Source organism: Bradyrhizobium sp. AUGA SZCCT0160, assembly GCF_018130105.1.
Lineage (GTDB): Bacteria > Pseudomonadota > Alphaproteobacteria > Rhizobiales > Xanthobacteraceae > Bradyrhizobium.
In genome coordinates this window covers 41,909-61,933 of the sequence record NZ_JAFCMD010000006.1, presented here as the reverse complement: position 1 = coordinate 61,933, position 20,025 = coordinate 41,909, and the positions used below count along the sequence as shown (strand labels likewise).

17 protein-coding genes are annotated in these 20,025 nt (G+C 62.6%); 16 read left to right on the top strand and 1 reads right to left on the bottom strand.

The annotated features are described in order from the left end of the window. Nucleotides 1–33 precede the first annotated feature (33 nt). The 16 genes from JQ558_RS12025 to dnaE all read left to right on the top strand — a co-directional run bounded on the left by JQ558_RS12025 (nt 34) and on the right by dnaE (nt 18,867). The gene (locus JQ558_RS12025) at nt 34–408 is read left to right on the top strand and encodes a DUF2946 domain-containing protein (RefSeq protein ID WP_212272964.1); all 375 of its coding nucleotides are present in this window, start codon (nt 34–36) and stop codon (nt 406–408) included. 93 nt (nt 409–501) lie between these two features. Next, nucleotides 502–2,688, top strand: a complete 2,187-nt coding sequence (locus tag JQ558_RS12020) for a TonB-dependent receptor domain-containing protein (RefSeq protein ID WP_212293763.1) — start codon at nt 502–504, stop codon at nt 2,686–2,688. A gap of 94 nt (nt 2,689–2,782) precedes the next feature. Continuing rightward, a complete protein-coding gene (locus JQ558_RS12015; protein ID WP_212293762.1) occupies nt 2,783–3,286 on the top strand; it encodes a copper chaperone PCu(A)C in 504 nt (167 codons plus the stop codon). A gap of 95 nt (nt 3,287–3,381) precedes the next feature. Continuing rightward, nucleotides 3,382–3,903, top strand: a complete 522-nt coding sequence (locus JQ558_RS12010; RefSeq protein ID WP_212293761.1) for a YcnI family protein — start codon at nt 3,382–3,384, stop codon at nt 3,901–3,903. Nucleotides 3,904–3,908: 5 nt separating this feature from the next. Beyond that, entirely contained in the window at nt 3,909–5,474 is a 1,566-nt protein-coding gene (locus JQ558_RS12005) for a CopD family protein (protein ID WP_212293760.1), read from the top strand. A gap of 6 nt (nt 5,475–5,480) precedes the next feature. Next, the gene (locus tag JQ558_RS12000) at nt 5,481–5,738 is read left to right on the top strand and encodes a hypothetical protein (protein ID WP_212293759.1); all 258 of its coding nucleotides are present in this window, start codon (nt 5,481–5,483) and stop codon (nt 5,736–5,738) included. 514 nt (nt 5,739–6,252) lie between these two features. Then, nucleotides 6,253–7,545: an IS4 family transposase gene (locus JQ558_RS11995; RefSeq protein WP_212293758.1), complete on the top strand. Its 1,293-nt coding sequence runs from the start codon at nt 6,253–6,255 to the stop codon at nt 7,543–7,545. 328 nt (nt 7,546–7,873) lie between these two features. Further along, nucleotides 7,874–9,196, top strand: coding sequence for a proline--tRNA ligase (gene proS, locus JQ558_RS11990; RefSeq protein WP_212032165.1), 1,323 nt, complete (start codon nt 7,874–7,876; stop codon nt 9,194–9,196). A gap of 94 nt (nt 9,197–9,290) precedes the next feature. Continuing rightward, complete coding sequence (locus JQ558_RS11985) at nt 9,291–10,571, top strand: lipoprotein-releasing ABC transporter permease subunit (RefSeq protein ID WP_212001436.1); 1,281 nt, start codon at nt 9,291–9,293, stop codon at nt 10,569–10,571. Further along, nucleotides 10,571–11,851, top strand: a complete 1,281-nt coding sequence (locus tag JQ558_RS11980) for a lipoprotein-releasing ABC transporter permease subunit (protein ID WP_212293757.1) — start codon at nt 10,571–10,573, stop codon at nt 11,849–11,851. Before JQ558_RS11985 ends, JQ558_RS11980 begins: the two co-directional genes overlap by 1 nt. Nucleotides 11,852–11,858: 7 nt before the next feature. Next, nucleotides 11,859–12,557 carry an ABC transporter ATP-binding protein gene (locus tag JQ558_RS11975; RefSeq protein WP_212208240.1) on the top strand — a complete coding sequence of 233 codons (699 nt, stop codon included), beginning with the start codon at nt 11,859–11,861 and terminating at the stop codon, nt 12,555–12,557. Between the two features lie 352 nt (nt 12,558–12,909). Then, complete coding sequence (locus JQ558_RS11970; protein WP_212208086.1) at nt 12,910–13,656, top strand: outer membrane protein; 747 nt, start codon at nt 12,910–12,912, stop codon at nt 13,654–13,656. Nucleotides 13,657–13,906: 250 nt separating this feature from the next. Next, nucleotides 13,907–14,071, top strand: a complete 165-nt coding sequence (locus JQ558_RS11965) for a hypothetical protein (RefSeq protein ID WP_312014766.1) — start codon at nt 13,907–13,909, stop codon at nt 14,069–14,071. 45 nt (nt 14,072–14,116) lie between these two features. Further along, the gene (locus tag JQ558_RS11960; protein WP_212208084.1) at nt 14,117–14,272 is read left to right on the top strand and encodes a hypothetical protein; all 156 of its coding nucleotides are present in this window, start codon (nt 14,117–14,119) and stop codon (nt 14,270–14,272) included. Nucleotides 14,273–14,328: 56 nt separating this feature from the next. Further along, on the top strand, nt 14,329–14,583 hold the full coding sequence (locus tag JQ558_RS11955) for a hypothetical protein (RefSeq protein ID WP_212208083.1): 255 nt from the start codon (nt 14,329–14,331) through the stop codon (nt 14,581–14,583). Between the two features lie 777 nt (nt 14,584–15,360). Then, nucleotides 15,361–18,867, top strand: coding sequence for a DNA polymerase III subunit alpha (gene dnaE, locus JQ558_RS11950; RefSeq protein ID WP_212293756.1), 3,507 nt, complete (start codon nt 15,361–15,363; stop codon nt 18,865–18,867). Nucleotides 18,868–18,879: 12 nt separating this feature from the next. On the opposite strand, the gene JQ558_RS11945 is transcribed toward dnaE, so the two are convergent. After that, nucleotides 18,880–20,025, bottom strand: coding sequence for an acyl-CoA dehydrogenase family protein (locus tag JQ558_RS11945; RefSeq protein WP_212293755.1), 1,146 nt, complete (start codon nt 20,023–20,025; stop codon nt 18,880–18,882).

The following is a 20,025-nucleotide window of genomic DNA, read 5'->3' as shown; positions in this document are numbered from 1 at the left end:
CGGTGATTAGTTCTCGTTCCGGATGGGTTTGCGATGCGCGCGCGGCTGAAAAATTTCCTACCCATAGTCCTGATCGCCCTGATGGTGCAGATTTTCGCACCGATCGGCGCGTGCTGGGCGGCGAGCATCGCGGCCTCCGATCCGATCGCCGCGGCCGTGATCTGTCACGGCAATGCAGATGGCAGCACAGGGCAGAGCGACCAGACCGGGCACCGCGCGCACGATGGCTGCTGTTCGGTCTGCAGCGTGCTTCACACCGGTGCGCCGGTCGACGCGCCGCAAACCACCAACGCCATCGTCATCGAACGCCAGCACGCGCGCGTGGTCTGGGTCGAATTCACAACGGACCGCTTCGGTTCCCGCGCCGGCTCGCACGCGCAAGCGCGCGCGCCACCTTCTATTTCCTGACCTTTCGAACATCCGAACGATCGGTGCGGCTTCGGCTGCGCTGATCGCTGCAGTTCATTAACCGGCCGCTAGAGCCGGTGTCAGGAATACCACATGTTTCGCTATCATTTGCCCGCGCGCGCGCTTGCTTGCGCCGCCGTCTTTGCATCCGTTCCGGCGGGTGCTCAAACCAATACGCAAAGTTCGCTTCCGCCCGTCACCGTGGATGCCCCAACGCCGCAGCGGACAGTTTCAGCCCGTGCTCCGCAGCGCAGTGCGGCGCGCACGGCGCGTGCGTCTCGCGTCCGAAATCCGTCCCCGGTTGCGCCGCCGGCTGCAAGCGAACCGGCGAGGGGACCGGCGCTGACGGTCCTTACGGTGCAACAGGCGATCCGCGATATTCAGCAGACCCCGGGCGGCGTGGCGCTCGTTCCGGCCGAGGCCTACCGGAATTCGACCGTCGCCAATACGATCAAGGATGTTCTCGATTACGTCCCCGGCGTCTTCGCGCAGCCCAAATGGGGTGACGATACCAGGCTCTCGATTCGCGGTTCCGGCCTGTCGCGCAACTTCCATCTGCGCGGCGTCCAGCTCTACATGGACGGGATCCCGATCAACACCGCTGACGGCTATGGCGATTTCCAGGAGATCGATCCGACCGCCTACAAATATGTCGAAGTGTTCAAAGGCGGAAACGCCTTGCGGTTTGGCGCGAATTCCCTGGGCGGGGCCATCAATTTCGTCACGCCCAGCGGGCGCGACCCGTTCGTGAACGGCGTCAGTGTCGATGGCGGTGCTTTCGGGTTTCGCCGGCTGCAGGCCAACGCGGGCGGCGCCAACGGGCCCTGGGATGGTTTCGTGACCGCATCGACCCAGGCTGCGGACGGCTTTCGCGATCACAGCAACGGCAGTGCAACGCGCGTCAGCGGCAATGTGGGCTACCAGTTCTCACCCGATTTCGAGACACGGTTCTATGTGAACGCCAATCAGGTCCGGCAGCGCATCCCCGGCACGGTTACCAAGCAGTCGGCGCTCACGTCTCCCGAGACGGCTGCGCCCAACAACATCCTGATGGACCAGCAGCGCAACATCGATACGGTGCGGCTGGCGAACAAGACCACCATCCGGTTCGAGGACACGATCGTTGATTTCGGCGTGTTCGGCGTCGACCGCCATTTGATGCATCCGATCTTCCAATGGCTGGACTATCGCTACAAGGATTATGGCGGCTTTGCCCGCGTCACCGACGATCGCAACATCGGCGGCTACCGCAACGTTCTCGTGGCCGGCGTCAATGTCATCAACGGCAGCATCGACAACCAGCAATTTGCCAATATCGCCGGACAGAAGGGAGCGCTGCTGTCCTCGTCGGTCGACAAATCCCAGAACACCTCGGTCTATATCCAGGACTCGTTTTACTTCCTGCCGAACGTCGCGGCCGTCGCCGGTACGCAGTTCCTGTACGCCACGCGCGATCGTCGCGATCGTTTTCTTAGCAATGGAGATCAGTCGGGGCGCACGGAATTCAACCTGTGGAGTCCCAAAGGCGGTCTGCTGTGGAATATCGATCCAACCTGGCAGGCCTACGCCAATGTTTCGCGCAGCGCCGAGGTGCCGAGCTTCGGCGAGAGCGCGTCCGCTCCGTTCATCCCGTTCACCAGCATCCGGCCGCAGCGGGCGACCACCTATGAAATCGGCACCCGCGGCCGGCGTCCCGATTTGACCTGGGAACTGACCGGCTATCGCGCCGACATCAAGGACGAGCTGCTCTGCCTCTTCTTCGCGAACGGCAGTTGCAACGTCACGAACGCCGATCGCACTATCCATCAGGGCATCGAAGCCGGTTTGGGCGCCGCTGTCTTCAAGGGGCTGTTCGTGCCGGGTAACGCGCCAGACAAGGTCTGGGTGAACCTTGCCTACACTTTCAACGATTTCCGCTTCGACAACGATCCCGTCTTCGGAAACAACCAGTTGCCCGGCGCGCCGCGTCATTACCTGCGGGCCGAACTGCTCTACAAGCATCCGACGGGAATCTATGTCGGCCCCAACGTCGAGTGGGTACCGGAATCCTACTACGTGGACAGCGCCAATACCCTAAAGACGTCGGCCTATGCGATCGTCGGGTTGAAGGCGGGCGTCGACAATGGCGGCACCTATTCGATGTATATCGAGGCTCGAAACATCACCAACAAGGCCTACATCAGCTCCGCCAGCATCACCGACCGGGCAAATCCGAACCTGCCGTTATTCGAGCCCGGCACTGGCCGTGCCGTGTACGCGGGCGTAAAAGCGCGGTGGTGATTGATTGCGACTCCCGGCGCGCGCACCTTGCGCCGGGGGGATTCGAGACGCCGTTTGCGGGCGCGAGCCGCAAAAGAAAACCAAGGAAAATCCGATGAATTCTTTCTCTCGTACCGTTGCCTGCGTCGCTTTCGTGGCCGCGCTATTCACAGCTCCCTTGCACGCCCAAGACGCCAAGGTTGGCGATCTCGTGATCACGCAAGCCTGGAGCCGCGCCACACCGGGCGGTGCCAAGATCGCGGGTGGATACCTCACCATCGAGAACAAGGGGCAGGCGCCTGATCGGCTGATCAAGGGCGCGGCCGATATCTCCGGCAAGATCGAGGTCCACGAGATGGCGATGAACAATGGCGTGATGACGATGCGCTCGCTCGACAAGGGGCTCGCCATCGAACCCGGCAAGACCGTAAAACTCGCGCCCGGCGGCTATCATCTGATGCTGATGGATCTCAAGCGCCCGCTCAAGCAGGGCGACAAGGTGCCGGTAACGCTCGAGTTCGAAAAGGCGGGCAAGGTGACACTGTCGCTCGACGTGCAGGGCGTCGGCGCCCAGGCGCCAGCGCATGATCATTCGGGTCATTCCGGCATGAAGAAGTAATGGCGATGGAAAGCGTTCGCCGTTCAGAGCCAGGCTGCTCGCGCCTGATGCGGCGGGCGTCCGATTCAATCCAGCATGAATATTTGAGGCCAAAAATGAAGCCAGGTTTGCTAGTCGCTGCCGCTGCGCTCTGCGCCGCGTCTTCCGCCAACGCGCACGTGACGCTGGAGAAGCGCGAGGCGGCCGTCGGCAGTTATTACAAGGCGGTATTCGCCGTGCCACATGGTTGCGCGGGATCGGCCACCGTCAAAATCCGGGTGCAAATCCCCGAAGGCGTGATCAGCGTCAAGCCGATGCCGAAGGCCGGCTGGACTCTCGAGACGACAAAGGGAAAATACGCCGCCGAATACGAATATCACGGCAGCAAATTCTCCGAAGGCGTCAAGGAAGTGTCCTGGAGCGGGGGCAAACTTGCCGACGACAATTACGACGAATTCGTCATGGCAACCTTCCTCACCGGCGGCCTGAAGCCGAACACGACGCTGTATTTTCCGGTGGTGCAGGAATGCGAGAAGGGGGTTAGCCGCTGGATCGATATTCCGAAGGCCGGGGCCGGGTCGCATAGTCATGACGGCTCGTCACCGGCACCGGGCCTCAAGCTGATTTCGAGGCCGTAAATTCGATGTTACGCGCCATCGCAGCCGTCGCGGCACTGCTGGTGGCGCTCTGTCTTGCAACGGAAGCGTTTGCGCATGCGTCGCTGGTGGCTGCCGAACCTGCCGATGGCAGCGTCGTGGCCGAGGCGCCAAAGACCGTGCAATTGCAGTTCAACGAAAGCGTCACACCCGCTGTCGTCAACCTGATCGATGCCGCGGGCAAGACACGCGCTGTCACCGTTCGTGCGGTCGACCAATCCGTCGTGATCGTGTTGCCTGACGATCTGCCGCGCGGGACGCAGGTCGTCAGCTATCGCGTGGTTTCCCAGGACGGGCATCCCGTCGCGGGATCGCTGGTGTTTTCGATCGGCGTTGTGACGGCCAGTGCTGCCAAGTCGAATGGCGGCCCGGTTGCGATCCTGATCTGGCTGGCCCGCATCGGGGTTTATGTCGGCTTGTTCGCAGGCGTCGGCGGCGCGTTCTTTGCTGCATGGATCGGGCGGGGCACCGGCGGTGCGCGCGTGATCACGGGCGCGCTTGCCGTCGGTGTCGCGAGCGCCGTCGCCTCGCTTGGCCTGCAGGGTCTCGACTTGCTCGATCGTCCGCTCGGCGGGCTGGCGACAGCAGCGCCATGGACCAGCGCGCTCGGAACCAGCCTCGGGCCGTCGCTGCTGATTGCGATCGCGTCGATGGTCATCGCCTGGTTTGCGTGGCGCAGCCCGACCGGGATGACCGCCCGGGTATTGACTGTTCTTGCGCTGGCAGGCGCCGGGCTGTCGCTGGCAACGAGCGGGCACGCCGCAACGGCGTCTCCGAAATCGCTGACGGCGCCGGCGATGTTCATCCATGGCGTTGCCATCGCCTTTTGGGTCGGCGCACTCGCGCCCCTTGCGGTGCTGGCGCGCCAATCAACGGCCGCGGTGGTGCCGGTGCTGCAACGGTTCTCGCGCCTGGCTGTGCCGGTCGTCGGTTTTCTGGTGTTGAGCGGACTGGGTCTGGCAATCGTCCAGCTTGAGAGTTTTCGTGCGCTGATCGACACCCGCTACGGCATTATCCTGCTGGTCAAATTGATACTGGTCACGGTCCTGCTTGGGCTAGCCGCGCTGAACCGGTACCGCCTGACACCGGCCGTGGCGGCCGATCCGCAGAAAGGGCGGTCATTGATCGGCTCGATCCTGATCGAATGCGTCGTGGTGGTGGGTATTCTCGCCGTCGTCGCTGGCTGGCGTTTCACGCCGCCGCCGCGTGTGCTGGCGGCCGCCGCGCAGGCGCCGCTGGCGATCCATATCCACACCGAGACGGCGATGGCTCAGGTGTCGATTTCGCCGGGCAAAGTGGGTTCGGATGATTTTGTCCTGCAATTGCTGACCGGCGACTTCGGTGCATTATCGGCCAAGGAGGCGACGCTGACGCTGAGCCTGCCGGAGCGCGGCATCGAACCATTCGCGCGTGAGGCGACGCGCGGGCCGGATGGGTCCTGGCACGTGCGCGGCGTGCCGTTGCCGCTCGCCGGCCGCTGGCACATGCGGATCGACGCGCTGGTAACCGATTTCGAGAAAATCACGCTGGAAGGCGACTTCGACGTGCGGTGACGGAGTATGCTGCGTCGCCTCGCCCGCAAGTGCAATCTCGCCGCCAGCATGCGACAAAACAACCCGACGGGCAAATTAGTTCCGGTTTTCGGAAATCATGTCAAGTCCAAAAATTCCGAAAATCAAAAATATTTCTCTTTCCTTCGACCCCAAATCACCGGTTCATTCTTGGCCATCCCGTCCCACTCAGAGGGCGTCGGCCGTCGTCACGACGAGGGGCGGGTTGCGGTGGACGTAACAGTTGCGATTGACGGTCGCGGCTGATGCGTACGGCGAAAGCGTGTGGTCCTGGCGCCCGTAACGGCGTCAAGTCTTTCGGGAGCCAACGCTTCCGAGGGGCGACGGTGGCAATAGAGGCCGTCTCACCGGGGAGAGCGCGTCATAAGCCGTAAAGCCATTGCGCAGGGAATGTCGGATGTTCTCCGCTGCCCTGTATGCTCGTGTGCAGCCTACTTAGCACAATCGCACACGAGACCGCGGGTGCAGCGCGCATCCGGCATTCCCTGCGCCCTCTGAATTTCGGGGGCGAAAGTAACCTGCAAACCTCGGGCGCAAGGCGCCGCGAGAATGCGAAACTATATCCGCGTGTCGTCCCGGCGAAGGCCCTAGAGCATGCACACATCTGATGTCGGGGATTCCCGAATCGGCATTTTGTGTGATTCATATTGTGACACTTCGGCTTTGGCAGAGGTGTCGACATGCTGGCGGAAATTGACTGGTCATTGGGTCGGTTCGGGGATCGTCGTCTCGATAAAGGGGGGCGGCGCTCGTCGAATGCATGGTCGCGGGCAAGGATGTCTGCCTGCGACGGCTTGCGAAGGGGGTTCGGGCGCAGGAGGTGCGGTTCAACCGCTTTCTCGGCAATTCCAAGGTGACGACCGCGCGGGTGATCGAAAGCTGGAGCGAGGGCACGGTAACCGCGGCCGAAGGCCGCCATGTGCTGGCGATCCAGGATACCAGCGAAATCAATTTTGCCACGACGGCACAACGCCGGCGCGGGCTCGGCGAGATTGGCCACGGCAACACTCGCGGGGTGTTGCTGCACCCGATGCTGGCGGTAGACGCGCAGAGCGGCAATTGCCTTGGCCTGTTGCACGGCGAGATTTGGACCCGCAAGGGCCGCCGCACCGTCTCGCACGATCAGCGCGCCCTCTCGGACAAGGAATCGCAGCGCTGGATCTCGACCGCGCTGGCGGCCAAGCCGCGGCTGGCCAAGGCCGCCATGGTGACCATGCTGGGCGACCGCGAGAGCGACATCTTCGCTCTCTATGCCAGCGCCCTGGAAGAGCAGTTCCACGTCATTGCTCGCAGCATGCACGATCGCAAGCTGGCGGATGCTTCCGGCCTGTATGCAGCCAGCGAGGCCATGCCCATCATCGAACAACGGGCCATCGTGCTGCCTGCGCGGGCACAGCGGGCCGAGCGAGCCGCGCGTCTCGATCTGCGCTTCGGCGCCGTGAAGCTGGCCAGACCGCAAACCAAGTTCCTGCGCCATTTGCCGAAAAGTCTCTCGCTGACCCTGGTCGATGTGCGTGAGGTCGAGCCTCAGGCCGGCATTGAGCCGCTGCATTGGCGGCTGCTCACGACGCATCCGGTGACCACGGCAGAAGAGGCTTGGCGCATCGTCGAATGGTACAAGCGGCGGTGGCTGATCGAGCAGTTCTTCCGCATCCTCAAGACGCAAGGCTTCAAGCTCGAAGACAGCCAGGTCGGGACTGCCGAGCGGCTCCTCAAGTTGGTCGCGATCGCAGCCAAGGCGGCGATCATTACCCTCCAACTCGTGCAGGCACGCGATGGCCGTGATCACCAGCCCATTCAGGTTGCCTTCGATGCCGAGGAAGTCGCTACCCTTGCCGCCTTCAACCGCAATCTCGAAGCCCAAAGCAAACGGCTCAGAAATCCGCATCCGCCCGATAGCCTCGCGTGGGCCGCCTGGATCGTCGGCCGGCTCGGCGGCTGGGACGGTTATCCCTCGTCCAAGCCGCCAGGTCCCATCACCATGAAGCACGGCCTCGAATACTTCCACGCCGCCGCCGCAGGATGGAGCCTCAGACATGTGTGCATGCCCTAGGGCGAAGGCCGGGACCCACACGCCGCGGCCGGAATTGTTGGAAAGAAAGATAACGACCAGCGCGCAAACAATTGCCGCCGGTGGTTATGGGTCCCGGCCTTCGCCAGGACGACAGAATCGTACGGGAGACGCACCATTCCCGTCATTGCCTGCGGAGACCGACCCGGACCTGATCGCGCCGCAATTATGCGGTCAAGATCGGTGATCAAAACGGCCGGAAATCCGCGCATCTTGCGGCTTTTTAAGGTGTTCCGGCCTTGTATTTTCGTAGCCGATCCGGTTTCACTGCCATTCTTCCTTTCGTCCCCCTGATTCCCTGAGTTGACCCATGCGATTGTCGCGGTTTTTTCTGCCCATCCTGAAAGAGAATCCGAAAGAGGCGGAGATCGTCTCGCACCGCCTGATGCTGCGTGCCGGCATGATGCGGCAGGAAGCGGCGGGCATTTACGCCTGGCTGCCGCTGGGTTTTCGGGTGTTGAAGAAGATCGAGCAGATCGTCCGCGAGGAGCAGGACCGCGCCGGCGCCCTGGAACTGCTGATGCCGACGCTGCAGCTTGCCGACCTCTGGCGCGAGAGCGGCCGCTACGACGCCTATGGTCCGGAAATGCTGCGCATCAGCGACCGCCACAAGCGCGAATTGCTGTACGGGCCGACCAACGAGGAAATGATCACCGAGATTTTCCGCGCCTACGTCAAATCCTACAAGAGCCTGCCGCTCAATCTCTACCACATCCAGTGGAAGTTCCGCGACGAGCAGCGTCCGCGTTTCGGCGTAATGCGCGGCCGCGAATTCCTGATGAAGGATGCCTATTCGTTCGACATCGACGAGGCCGCGGCGCGGCGCTCCTATAACCGGATGTTCGTCGCGTACCTGCGCACCTTCGCGCGGATGGGGTTGAAGGCGATCCCGATGCGCGCGGAGACCGGCCCGATCGGCGGCGATCTCAGCCACGAATTCATCGTGCTGGCCGAGACCGGCGAGTCCGGCGTCTATTGCGACAGCGACGTGCTCAATCTGCCGATCCCGGGCGACGACGTCGATTATGACGGCGATCTGACCCCGATCATCAAGCAATGGACCTCGGTCTATGCCGCGACCGAGGACGTGCACGATGCCGCGCGCTTCGACAGCGAAGTGCCTGCCGACAAGAAGGTGCACACCAGGGGCATCGAGGTCGGCCAGATATTCTACTTCGGCACCAAATATTCCGACGCCATGAAGGCGATGGTCGCGGGCGCCGACGGCGTCGACGTGCCGATCCATGGCGGCTCCTACGGCGTCGGCGTGTCGCGCCTGGTCGGCGCCATCATCGAGGCCTGCCATGACGATGCCGGCATCAAATGGCCCGAGGCGGTGGCTCCGTTCACCGCCGTGATCCTGAACCTGAAGCAGGGCTCCAGCGATACCGATGCCGCCTGCGAGGCGCTGTATCGCGAGCTCGAGGCCAAGGGCGTCGATGTCCTCTACGACGACACCGATCAGCGCGCAGGGGCGAAGTTTGCCGCCGCCGACCTGATCGGCATCCCCTGGCAGATTCTGGTCGGCCCCAAGGGCCTCGCCGAGGGCAAGCTCGAGATCAAGCGGCGCAGCGACGGCTCGCGCGAGAATCTCAGCCCGGCCGAAGCGGTCGCCAGGATAGTTGGACGATAAGCGGTCGATCGCGGGATAAAGATTATCCACGGGGGGCGGGTATTCTTGGCCATTCCCGGCCACATTTGGCCCCGAATCATGGGATTATCGAAAGATGGATGAGACCATGAACGAGACAGTCCGAACCCCGCCGTTTTCGCAGTTCGAATGGCTGTTGTCGGGACGTTACCTGCGGGCGCGTCGCAAGGAAGGTTTTATTTCCGTCATCGCCGGTTTTTCGTTCCTCGGCATCATGCTCGGCGTTGCGACGCTGATCATCGTGATGGCCGTGATGAACGGCTTTCGCAAGGAACTGCTGGACAAGATCCTCGGCCTCAACGGACATCTCTTGATTCAGCCGCTGGAATCGCCGCTGACCGACTGGAAGGATGTCGCCGAGCGTATCAACCAGGTTCAGGGCATCCGGCTGGCCGCGCCTGTCGTGGACGGCCAGGCGCTGGCGTCCTCGTACTTCAACGCCTCGGGCGTGCTGGTGCGGGGCATACGTTCCGCGGACCTGACCAACCTCACCTCGGTCGCCAAGAACATCAAGCAGGGCACGCTGGAAGGTTTCGACGAGGGGCAGGGCGTTGCGATTGGGCGTCGGCTCGCCGATACGCTGTCATTGCATGCCGGCGACAGCATCACCTTGGTTGCTCCGAAGGGGGCCGTGACCCCGATGGGCACCACACCGCGCATCAAGGCCTACAAGGTCGCCGCGGTGTTCGAGATCGGCATGTCGGAATACGATTCGAGCTTCGTGTTCATGCCGCTGCCGGAGTCGCAGGCCTATTTCAATCGCAAGGACGACGTCACCGCGATCGAGGTGTTCACCTCGAATCCGGACAGGATCGACGCTTTCCGCAAACTGGTGACCGAAGCGGCCGGGCGGCCGGTGTTCCTGGTCGACTGGCGGCAGCGCAACTCGACCTTCTTCAACGCGCTGCAGGTCGAACGTAACGTGATGTTCCTGATCCTGACCATGATCGTGCTGGTCGCAGCGCTCAACATCGTGTCCGGCCTGATCATGCTGGTCAAGGACAAGGGCCAGGACATTGCGATCCTGCGCACCATGGGCGCCTCGCAGGGCTCGATCATGCGGATATTCCTGATCACTGGGGCTGCGATCGGCGTGGTCGGCACGCTGACCGGCTTTTTCGTCGGCATGCTGGTCTGCCTGAACATCGAATCGATCCGGCAATTCCTGTCGTGGATGACCAATACCGAACTGTTCTCGCCGGAGCTCTACTTCCTGTCCAAGCTGCCCGCCGAGATCGATTTCGGCGAGACCACCGCGGTGGTGATCATGGCGCTGACGCTGTCGTTCCTGGCCACGCTTTATCCGTCCTGGCGCGCCGCGCGCCTCGATCCCGTCGACGCACTCCGGTACGAGTGATGGGTGAGACCATGAAGGAGACAGTTCGTACCCCTCCGTTTTCGCAGTTCGAATGGCTGTTGTCCGGGCGCTACTTGCGGGCGCGCCGCAAGGAAGGCTTCATTTCCGTCATCGCCGGTTTCTCGTTCCTCGGCATCATGCTCGGAGTTGCGACCCTGATCGTCGTGATGGCCGTGTTGAACGGCTTTCGCAAGGAACTGCTGGACAAGATCCTCGGCCTCAACGGGCATCTGCTGGTTCAACCTCTGGAATCGCCGCTGACCGACTGGAAGGATGTCGCCGAGCGGATCAGCCTGATTCAGGGTGTCCGGCTGGCCGCGCCGGTGGTTGACGGTCAGGCGCTGGCGTCGTCGGCCTTCAACGCCTCGGGCGTGGTGGTGCGCGGCATGCGCGCCGCTGACCTGAACAACCTCACCTCGATCTCGGCGAACATCAAGCAGGGCACGTTGCAAGGCTTCGACGAGGGGCAGGGCGTCGCGATCGGTCGCCGGCTCGCCGATACGTTGTCGTTGCGTGCCGGCGACAGCATCACACTGGTTGCCCCGAAGGGGGCTGTGACCGCGACGGGCACCACGCCGCGCATCAAGCCCTACAAGGTCGCTGCCGTGTTCGAGATCGGCATGTCGGAATATGACTCAGGCTTCGTGTTCATGCCGCTGCTGGAATCGCAGGCCTATTTCAACCGCAAGGACGACGTCTCCGCGATCGAGGTGTTCACCTCCAATCCGGACAGGATCGACGCTTTCCGCAGGCTGGTGACGGAAGCGGCCGGGCGGCCGGTGTTCCTGGTCGACTGGCGGCAGCGCAACTCGACCTTCTTCAATGCGCTGCTGGTCCAACGCAACGTGACGTTCCTGATTTTGACCATGATCGTACTGGTCGCGGCGCTCAATATCGTCTCTGGCCTGATCATGCTGGTCAAGGACAAGGGGCAGGACATTGCGATCCTGCGCACCATGGGCGCCTCGCGTGGCTCGATCATGCGGATATTCCTGATCACGGGCGCTGCGATCGGCGTGGTCGGCACGCTGACCGGCTTTTTCGTCGGAATGCTGATTTGTCTCAACATCGAATCGATCCAGATATTCCTGTCGTGGCTCACCAACACCGACATATTTCCGCGAGAGATCTATTTCCTCTCGAAGCTTCCGGCCGAGATCGCCTTCCGCGAGACCTCTGCCGTCGTGATCATGGCGCTGACGTTGTCGTTCCTGGCCACGCTCTATCCGTCCTGGCGCGCGGCGCGCCTCGATCCTGTGGACGCGCTCCGGTATGAGTGAGGACAAAATGGCCGAGGGCGCGGAAGATGTACCGGTGGTCTATCTCCACGAGATAAAACGCCAGTACACGCAGGGTGAGGCGACGCTGACCATTCTCAACGGCGCCAAGCTCGCGCTGTGGGCCGGGCAGTCGGTGGCGCTGGTGGCGCCGTCGGGCTCGGGCAAGTCGACGCTGCTGCATATCGCGGGCCTGCTCGAAAGCCCCGATGACGGCGAGGTCTATGTCGCGGGAGCGCCGACCTCGCAATTGTCGGACATCGAGCGCACCCACATCAGGCGTTCCGACATCGGCTTCGTCTACCAGCAGCACCGGCTGCTGCCGGAATTTACCGCGCTCGAAAACGTCATGCTGCCGCAGATGATCCGTGGTCTCAAGCGCAACGAGACGATCAAGCGTGCAACGGAGATCCTGGCCTATCTCGGTCTTGGCGAACGCATCACCCATCGCCCGGCCGAACTGTCCGGCGGCGAGCAGCAGCGCGTCGCGATCGCACGCGCGGTCGCCAATGCGCCGCGGGTGCTGCTGGCGGACGAGCCGACCGGCAACCTCGATCCGCACACCGCCGATCACGTGTTCAACGCCCTGATGCAGCTCGTAAAGGCGACCCGGGTCGCGATGCTGATCGCAACTCACAATATGGAATTGGCCGGGCGCATGGACCGGCGGGTGTCGCTGGTGGACGGTCAGGTCGTCGAGCTGGAATGACGACAGCTCCACAATGGAATTGGAATCGCTCCATGCATCCGAATCTCGTTGAGCTCGGGGCGCGCTCGCCGGTTCGATCACGGATCGTTGAACATCTTTAGCGGCGCACGCGCGCCATCTCTTCAACACAATCTCACACGCCGATACCGCCGCAAGGTTCCATTGTGATTTTTCTGCGGCGAACGTGCACACAATGTTTCGAAAAGTGCCTGTTACACAATATTAACTTACATTTTCACGGAAGACGTTTCGCGTCCGCTGTTGCAGCCAAGTTACAGTAATTCAAACGAACAATGGTATGACGCTGCCACGGCCTTGGGGGCTGTACCAACTGGAACGGGAATTAAAAAAGATGAAGAAGGTTTTGCTTGTAACGGCCAGCCTGATCGCGCTCGGCGCGGCTGCGCCGGCAGTGGCTGCGGATCTCGCTGCGCGTCCTTACACCAAGGCGCCGCCGATGATCGCCGCTGTGTATGACTGGAGTGGTTTCTACATCGGCGTCAACGGTGGCGGCGGTTGGAGCCGCACTGATTGGGACGCGGTCGCCCCGAACGTTCTGGTTGGCCCCGAGGGTTCCCATGACGCATCCGGCGCCACGGTCGGTGGTCAGGTCGGCTATCGCTGGCAGGCCGGCACCTGGGTGTTCGGTTTGGAAGCGCAGGGCAACTGGGCTGACTTCAAGGGCTCGAACACCAGCCTGCTGTTCCCCGGCTTCGTCAACCACTCGAAGATCGACGCATTCGGCCTGTTCACCGGTCAGGTTGGCTATGCCGTCAACAACGTCCTGCTCTACGTCAAGGGCGGTGCTGCTGTGACCTCGAACCGTAACCACATCAACACAGTTGCTGGCGCGCTTGCTGCGTCCACCGGCGACGACACCCGCTGGGGTGGCACGGTCGGTGCTGGCCTCGAATACGGCTTCGCCCCGAACTGGTCGATTGGCGTCGAGTACAACCACATCTTCCTGCAGGATCGGACCTACACCTTCACCACGCCGGCTGGCGCGTTCTTCGGCACCGATCGCATCAGCCAGGACGTCGACTTGGTCACCGCTCGCCTGAACTACAAGTTCGGCGGCCCGGTCATCGCGAAGTACTGATCTAACTAAGTACTGATTTCGCTACTCGCTAGCGAGACCATTGAAGCCCCGGGCGTCGCCCGGGGCTTTTTTGTTGAGCCCACTGGTTCGACATTGCGGAAGTTTTTGTTAACGCGAGAGCGCGAGTCCATTTATCGCGCCCTTAACTACAGGAACTTCGCGGACTTGAATCGCCTCGCCGCCGGCGCATAGTTGCGCAATGGCAAGCAGCATCTGGACTACAGAAGAATTTACCTGCCCGGGTTGCGGGATGGATTACTCCGCGACGAGGGAGCAGCATCAGCACAAGCATTCGGGCAAATTCGAATGCATGGTCTGCCAGACCGAAATCCACGCCTGGTCCGGTACCCATGATTATTTCGGCTGGAAGCCGATCAAGAAGACATCACCGGTCTTTGGACGAAAGACCGCCTAGCCGCGCGGGCTGGAATTGGTCAGCTCCCGAAGGCATATTCGGGACATGAAAATAAGATTCCCGATCATCGTTTCAGCCGTCCTGCTCGCCGCCGCAGCCCTGCTGATTTTCAACGGCCGCCTTCACGCGCGCGGTCCCCATCACCCCACCACGGAATGTGGCTTCTGGGGGCCGATGGAAGCGGGGATGTCGTGCCAGTGACAAGCAACGGTCCCTGAGGGCTGGCAAACGCGCCGGGCCGGGCGCATATTTGGGACATGGAAAACGTACACAAATGTACCTCCGCGCTGTCTCCGCTGATTGCGGAGGCTAAGACGAGCGCCATTCCTCTGGCAGAAAATGCCATCAACGAGTTGGTCGCCGTGACGCCCGCACCCCAGCAAAGGGACGCCTTGGAAAGCGTTCGGTCGGTGGTGAAAGCTCACGGAGACGCGGCCGGACCCGGCTCTCAGTGCGACTTTGCAGATGCCGTGAATGACTACATCGAAAAGCTGATGCGGCGTCTCATCTGACTCCGCGACCTCAACCAGTCGCCAAGTCGATCAGTTTGATTGTGGCAGGGTTGCTGGCTGGAAAACGGGCGGTTCCGGGCGCATATTCGGGACATGGCGACGATTGTTCAATGCAATTGCGGCGCCGAGTACAGACGTACGGAAGAGAAGTTCTTGGTACCGCAAACAGGTGACGCGGTCTGCACGGTCTGCGGGGCCGCGCTGGAGTCGTGGTGGAATAGCGGCCACGTGCCCACATACGAGCTTATTGAACGGCCTCGGACAGAAGGCGGGAACGGCAAGCCACCCGAAACGCCCTAGGGACCCCAACCAACCAGCTCGCAAGATCATAGGCATTGCGACGGGCAGTCGGGTCCGAGAATTAACCACGGCGGTCATTCTTCAAACTGACCCGCCAGGCGCGCTTGACTCCTAGAACAAAAAAGGAACAATGTTCCTCATATGTTCTTGGATCGGGAGTGCCTGCGATGTTGAGGATGTTTGTGGAAGAAGCCGCTGCTCTGGCGTCGATTACGCTGTTTGTCGGGATGATCGCGGTGTGGGCGCAGCTGATTCCCCAGCTCTGAGGTGGGGGTGGGATCGGGGCCGGCGTATCCCCAAAACAGGCTTCGACAGCCCCTTGGGGAAAAGCCGGATGGCGGGCGCAAGCTGAGCGTTCCGCGTGGACTCCGCTAGCCCAACGCATCACCATTGGAGCTGGCGAGTCGGCGCCCGGGGAAGTTTTCCGGAGAGCCTGGCGATCGCTCCCATCCACGATGCAAGAGCCCTCAAAGCGACATGTCCAGCGCCGGATTCGTTCATCTCCACGTTCATTCGGCCTATTCGCTGCTGAAGGGTTCGATCAAGATCGCCAAGCTCGGCGAGCTTGCCAAGGCCGACCGCCAGCCGGCGCTGGCGCTGACCGATACCGACAACATGTTCGGGGCGCTGGAATTCTCCGACAAGATGGCGGGCTATGGCATCCAGCCGATCGTCGGGTTGGAACTCGCGATCGATTTCGGTGACCAGGATCCCAACGCGCGCAATGCGCTGGCCGCCGCGCCTGCGCGAATCGTGCTGCTGGCGGCGCGCGAGCGCGGCTACCGCAGCCTGATGCACCTGAACTCGCGGGCGTTCCAGGAGACGCCGGTTCATCAGTCTCCGCACATCAAGCTCGAATGGCTTGAAGGCTACTCGGAGGACCTGATCGCGTTGACCGGCGGCCCCGAGGGGCCGATCTCGCTGGCGCTGCTCGGCGATCATTCTGCGCTGGCGGCGACGCGCTGCGATCGGCTGACCAGCCTGTTCGGCGACCGCCTCTATGTCGAATTGCAGCGCCACGGCATCGACAAGGAGCGCCGCGTCGAATCGGGCCTGATTGATCTCGCCTATGCCAAGGGCCTGCCGCTGGTCGCGACCAACGAGCCGTATTTCGCCAGCACTGACGACTACGAAGCCCACGACGCGCTGCTCTGCATCGCCGGCGGCCGGCTGATCGCCGAGACCGACCGCCAACAGCTGACGCCGGATCACCGCTTCAAGACCCGCGCCGAGATGGCGGTCCTGTTCGCCGATATTCCGGAGGCGCTGGCTTCCACCGTCGAGATCGCCGAACGCTGTTCGTTCCGGCCGATGACGCGCAAGCCGATTTTGCCGCGCTTCACAGTGGGCGCGGGATCCGGGTCCGATGCGGCAACCGAAGAGGCTGCGGAGCTCAGGCGTCAGGCCGAAGAGGGGCTTGCAAGGCGCCTTTCGGTGCATGGCCTGTCGCAGGGCACCTCGGAGGAGGACTACAAGAAGCGGCTGGCGTTCGAGATCGACGTCATCAACCGCATGAACTATGCGGGCTACTTCCTGATCGTTTCCGACTTCATCAAATGGGCCAAGGACAACGACATTCCGGTCGGGCCGGGCCGCGGCTCGGGCGCGGGATCGCTGGTGGCCTATGCGCTGACCATCACCGACCTCGATCCGCTTCGGTTTGGCCTGCTGTTCGAGCGCTTCCTCAATCCGGAACGCGTCTCGATGCCGGACTTCGACATCGACTTCTGCCAGGATCGCCGCGGCGAGGTCATCGACTACGTGCAGCAGCGCTACGGCCGCGATCAGGTGGCGCAGATCATCACCTTCGGAACGCTGCAGGCGAGGGGCGTGCTGCGCGACGTCGGCCGCGTGCTGCAGATGCCTTACGGGCAGGTCGACAAGCTGACCAAACTGGTGCCGCAGAATCCCGCAGCCCCGGTAACGCTGGCCGCGGCGATCGAGAGTGAACCGAAACTGCAGGCGTTCCGCGACGAAGACCCCGTTGTGGCGCGCGCCTTCGATATCGCGCAGCGCCTGGAAGGACTGACCCGGCACGCTTCGACCCACGCCGCCGGCATCGTGATCGGCGATCGCCCCTTGAGCGAACTGGTGCCGCTCTATCGCGATCCAAAATCCGACATGCCGGTGACCCAGTTCAACATGAAATGGGTCGAGCCCGCCGGCCTCGTGAAGTTCGACTTTCTCGGCCTGAAGACGCTGACCGTGCTCGACGTCGCGGTCAAATTGCTCAGGCAACGCGATATCCAAGTCGATCTGGCAACGCTGCCGATCGAAGACGCCCCGAGCTACCAGATGCTGGCTAGGGGCGATGTGGTCGGCGTGTTCCAGGTGGAAAGCCAGGGTATGCGGCGCGCGCTGGTCGACATGCGGCCCGACCGCTTTGAGGACATCATCGCGCTGGTGGCGCTCTATCGCCCCGGCCCGATGGCTAACATCCCGACCTACTGCGCGCGCAAGCACGGTGACGAGGAGCCGGAATATCTGCATCCGATCCTGGAGCCGATCCTGAAGGAAACCTTCGGCGTCATCATCTACCAGGAACAGGTGATGCAGATCGCCCAGGTGATGGCCGGCTATTCGCTCGGCGACGCCGACCTGCTGCGCCGGGCGATGGGCAAGAAGATCCGCGCCGAGATGGAGAAGCAGCGCGCGATCTTCGTCGCCGGTGCGGTCAAGAACGGCGTGCCGAAGGGGCAGGCCGATACGATTTTCGAACTGCTCGCAAAGTTCGCCGACTACGGCTTCAACAAGAGCCACGCCGCGGCCTACGCGCTGGTGTCGTATCACACCGCCTATATGAAGGCGCACTATCCGGTCGAGTTCCTGGCCGCGTCGATGACGCTCGAACTCAACAACACCGACAAGCTCAGCGAGTTTCGCGCCGAGGCGCAGCGGCTCGGCATCAAGGTCGAGGCGCCCAACATCAACCGCTCGGGTGCGACCTTCGAGGTTGGCGAAAACACCATCTATTATGCGCTGGCCGCGCTGAAGGGCGTCGGCCCGCAGGCGGTCGAACTGATCGTGGAGGAACGGCGCAAAGGGCTGTTCACCTCGCTCGCCGATTTCGCCGCGCGCGTTAATCCGCGCGCCATCAACAAGCGCGTCATCGAAAGCCTGGCGGCCGCCGGCGCTTTCGACACGCTCGATTCGAACCGCGCGCGGGTATTCGGCGGCGCCGAGGCTATTCTGGCCGCCTGCCAGCGCAGCCATGAGGCGTCGACGATCGGGCAGAATGACATGTTCGGCGGCGCCGCGGATGCTCCGACCATCATGCTGCCGCAGATGGAACCGTGGTTGCCGGCCGAGCGGCTGCGGCGCGAATACGACGCCATCGGCTTCTTCCTGTCCGGCCATCCGCTCGACGACTATGCCACGGTGTTGAAGCGGCTGCGCGTGCAGTCCTGGGCGGAATTCTCACGCGCGGTCAAAACTGGCGCGACCGCCGGCAAGGTCGCGGCCACGGTCGTCTCGCGCATGGAGCGGCGGACCAAGACCGGCAACAAGATGGGCATCATGGGCCTGTCCGATCCGACCGGCCATTTCGAAGCGGTGCTGTTCTCCGAAGGCCTCGCGCAATATCGCGACGTGCTGGAGCCGGGGGCGGCCGTGCTGCTGCAGCTCGGCGCCGAACTGCAGGGCGAGGACGTGCGGGCGAGGGTGCTGCACGCCGAGCCGCTGGATGACGCCGCGGCCAAAACCCAGAAGGGTCTTCGCATCTTCGTTCGCGACACCAAGCCGCTGGATTCGATCGCCCGACGGCTGAACATGCCGGAGCCGGTCGTGCCCGGCGCGCCAAAGGGCCTGCCGATGAAACCGGCGCCGACGCCGGCGGGGGGCGCCGACGGCGACGTCTCTCTGGTGATCATGCTGGACCTCGAAACCGAGGTCGAGATGAAGCTTCCCGGCCGCTTCAAGGTCTCGCCGCAGATCGCCGGCGCGATCAAGGCGGTGTCCGGCGTGGTCGACGTGCAGACGCTGTAACGCGTTATCTCGTTACAGCGACCGCGCGATCAACAGCTTCATGATCTCGTTGGTGCCGCCGTAGATCTTCTGGATGCGCGCATCCACGAACATTCGCGCGATCGGGTATTCCTCCATGTAGCCGTAGCCGCCGTGGAGCTGCAGGCATTCATCCGCGGTCTCCACCTGCTTCTGCGAAGTCCACCATTTCGCCATGGAAGCGGTCACGGTATCGAGTTCGCCGGCGACGAGGCGTTCGACGCACCAATCGACAAACACGCGCGCGATCATGGCTTCGGTCTTGCGCTCGGCCAGTTTGAAGGCGGTATTCTGGAATTCGATGATCGGCTTGCCGAAGGCCTTGCGTTCCCTGGTGTAGTCGGCGGTCAGCTTGATCGCGCGCTCCATCGACGCCACGGCGCCGACGGCCAGTGAGAGGCGTTCCTGCGGCAATTGCTGCATCAGCTGCACGAAGCCGTTGCCTTCCTCGCTGCCCAGCAGGTTCTCCGGCGGCGCCACCGCATTATCGAAGAACAATTCGGACGTATCGGATGCGTGCAGGCCGATCTTGTCGAGGTTGCGCCCGCGGCGGAAACCGTCATTGCCTTCGGCTTCAAGCACGATCAGCGAGATTCCCTTGGCGCCGGGCTCGCCGGTGCGCGCGACCACGATGATCAGATCGGCGGCCTGCCCGTTGGTAATGAAGGTCTTCTGGCCGTTGATGACGTAATTGTTGCCTTGCTTTCGGGCCGTCGTGCGCACGCCCTGCAAATCGGAGCCGGTGCCGGGTTCGGTCATGGCGATGGCGCCGACGAACTCGCCGCTGGCCATTTTCGGCAACCAGCGCCGCTTCTGTTCCTCGGAGCCGTAATTCAAAATGTAATGCGCGACGATGGCGCTATGCACCGAGTACCCGGTCGTCACTTCCGGCACCACGGTTTCGAGATCCTCGATCACGGCAGCTTCATAGGCGAAGCTGGCACCCAGCCCGCCATAGGCTTCCGGGACGCTCGGCAGCAGGGCGCCCATCTCGCCCAGCGCCCGCCAGGCCGAGCGATCGACCATTTTTTGATCGCGCCAGGCTTCGGCGTGTGGCGCCAGGTCCTTGGCGAGGAATTTGCGAAACTGGTCGCGAAAGACGTCCAGCTCCTCCGTCATCCAGGAAGAACGATATTGCAT

Coding starts and splice junctions, on each gene's coding strand:
- JQ558_RS12025 (WP_212272964.1), top strand. CDS start 34: ATGCGCGCGCGGCTGAAAAATTTCCTACCCATAGTCCTGATCGCCCTG.
- JQ558_RS12020 (WP_212293763.1), top strand. CDS start 502: ATGTTTCGCTATCATTTGCCCGCGCGCGCGCTTGCTTGCGCCGCCGTC.
- JQ558_RS12015 (WP_212293762.1), top strand. CDS start 2,783: ATGAATTCTTTCTCTCGTACCGTTGCCTGCGTCGCTTTCGTGGCCGCG.
- JQ558_RS12010 (WP_212293761.1), top strand. CDS start 3,382: ATGAAGCCAGGTTTGCTAGTCGCTGCCGCTGCGCTCTGCGCCGCGTCT.
- JQ558_RS12005 (WP_212293760.1), top strand. CDS start 3,909: ATGTTACGCGCCATCGCAGCCGTCGCGGCACTGCTGGTGGCGCTCTGT.
- JQ558_RS12000 (WP_212293759.1), top strand. CDS start 5,481: ATGCTGCGTCGCCTCGCCCGCAAGTGCAATCTCGCCGCCAGCATGCGA.
- JQ558_RS11995 (WP_212293758.1), top strand. CDS start 6,253: ATGGTCGCGGGCAAGGATGTCTGCCTGCGACGGCTTGCGAAGGGGGTT.
- proS (WP_212032165.1), top strand. CDS start 7,874: ATGCGATTGTCGCGGTTTTTTCTGCCCATCCTGAAAGAGAATCCGAAA.
- JQ558_RS11985 (WP_212001436.1), top strand. CDS start 9,291: ATGGATGAGACCATGAACGAGACAGTCCGAACCCCGCCGTTTTCGCAG.
- JQ558_RS11980 (WP_212293757.1), top strand. CDS start 10,571: ATGGGTGAGACCATGAAGGAGACAGTTCGTACCCCTCCGTTTTCGCAG.
- JQ558_RS11975 (WP_212208240.1), top strand. CDS start 11,859: ATGGCCGAGGGCGCGGAAGATGTACCGGTGGTCTATCTCCACGAGATA.
- JQ558_RS11970 (WP_212208086.1), top strand. CDS start 12,910: ATGAAGAAGGTTTTGCTTGTAACGGCCAGCCTGATCGCGCTCGGCGCG.
- JQ558_RS11965 (WP_312014766.1), top strand. CDS start 13,907: ATGGATTACTCCGCGACGAGGGAGCAGCATCAGCACAAGCATTCGGGC.
- JQ558_RS11960 (WP_212208084.1), top strand. CDS start 14,117: ATGAAAATAAGATTCCCGATCATCGTTTCAGCCGTCCTGCTCGCCGCC.
- JQ558_RS11955 (WP_212208083.1), top strand. CDS start 14,329: ATGGAAAACGTACACAAATGTACCTCCGCGCTGTCTCCGCTGATTGCG.
- dnaE (WP_212293756.1), top strand. CDS start 15,361: ATGTCCAGCGCCGGATTCGTTCATCTCCACGTTCATTCGGCCTATTCG.
- JQ558_RS11945 (WP_212293755.1), bottom strand. CDS start 20,025: ATGCAATATCGTTCTTCCTGGATGACGGAGGAGCTGGACGTCTTTCGC.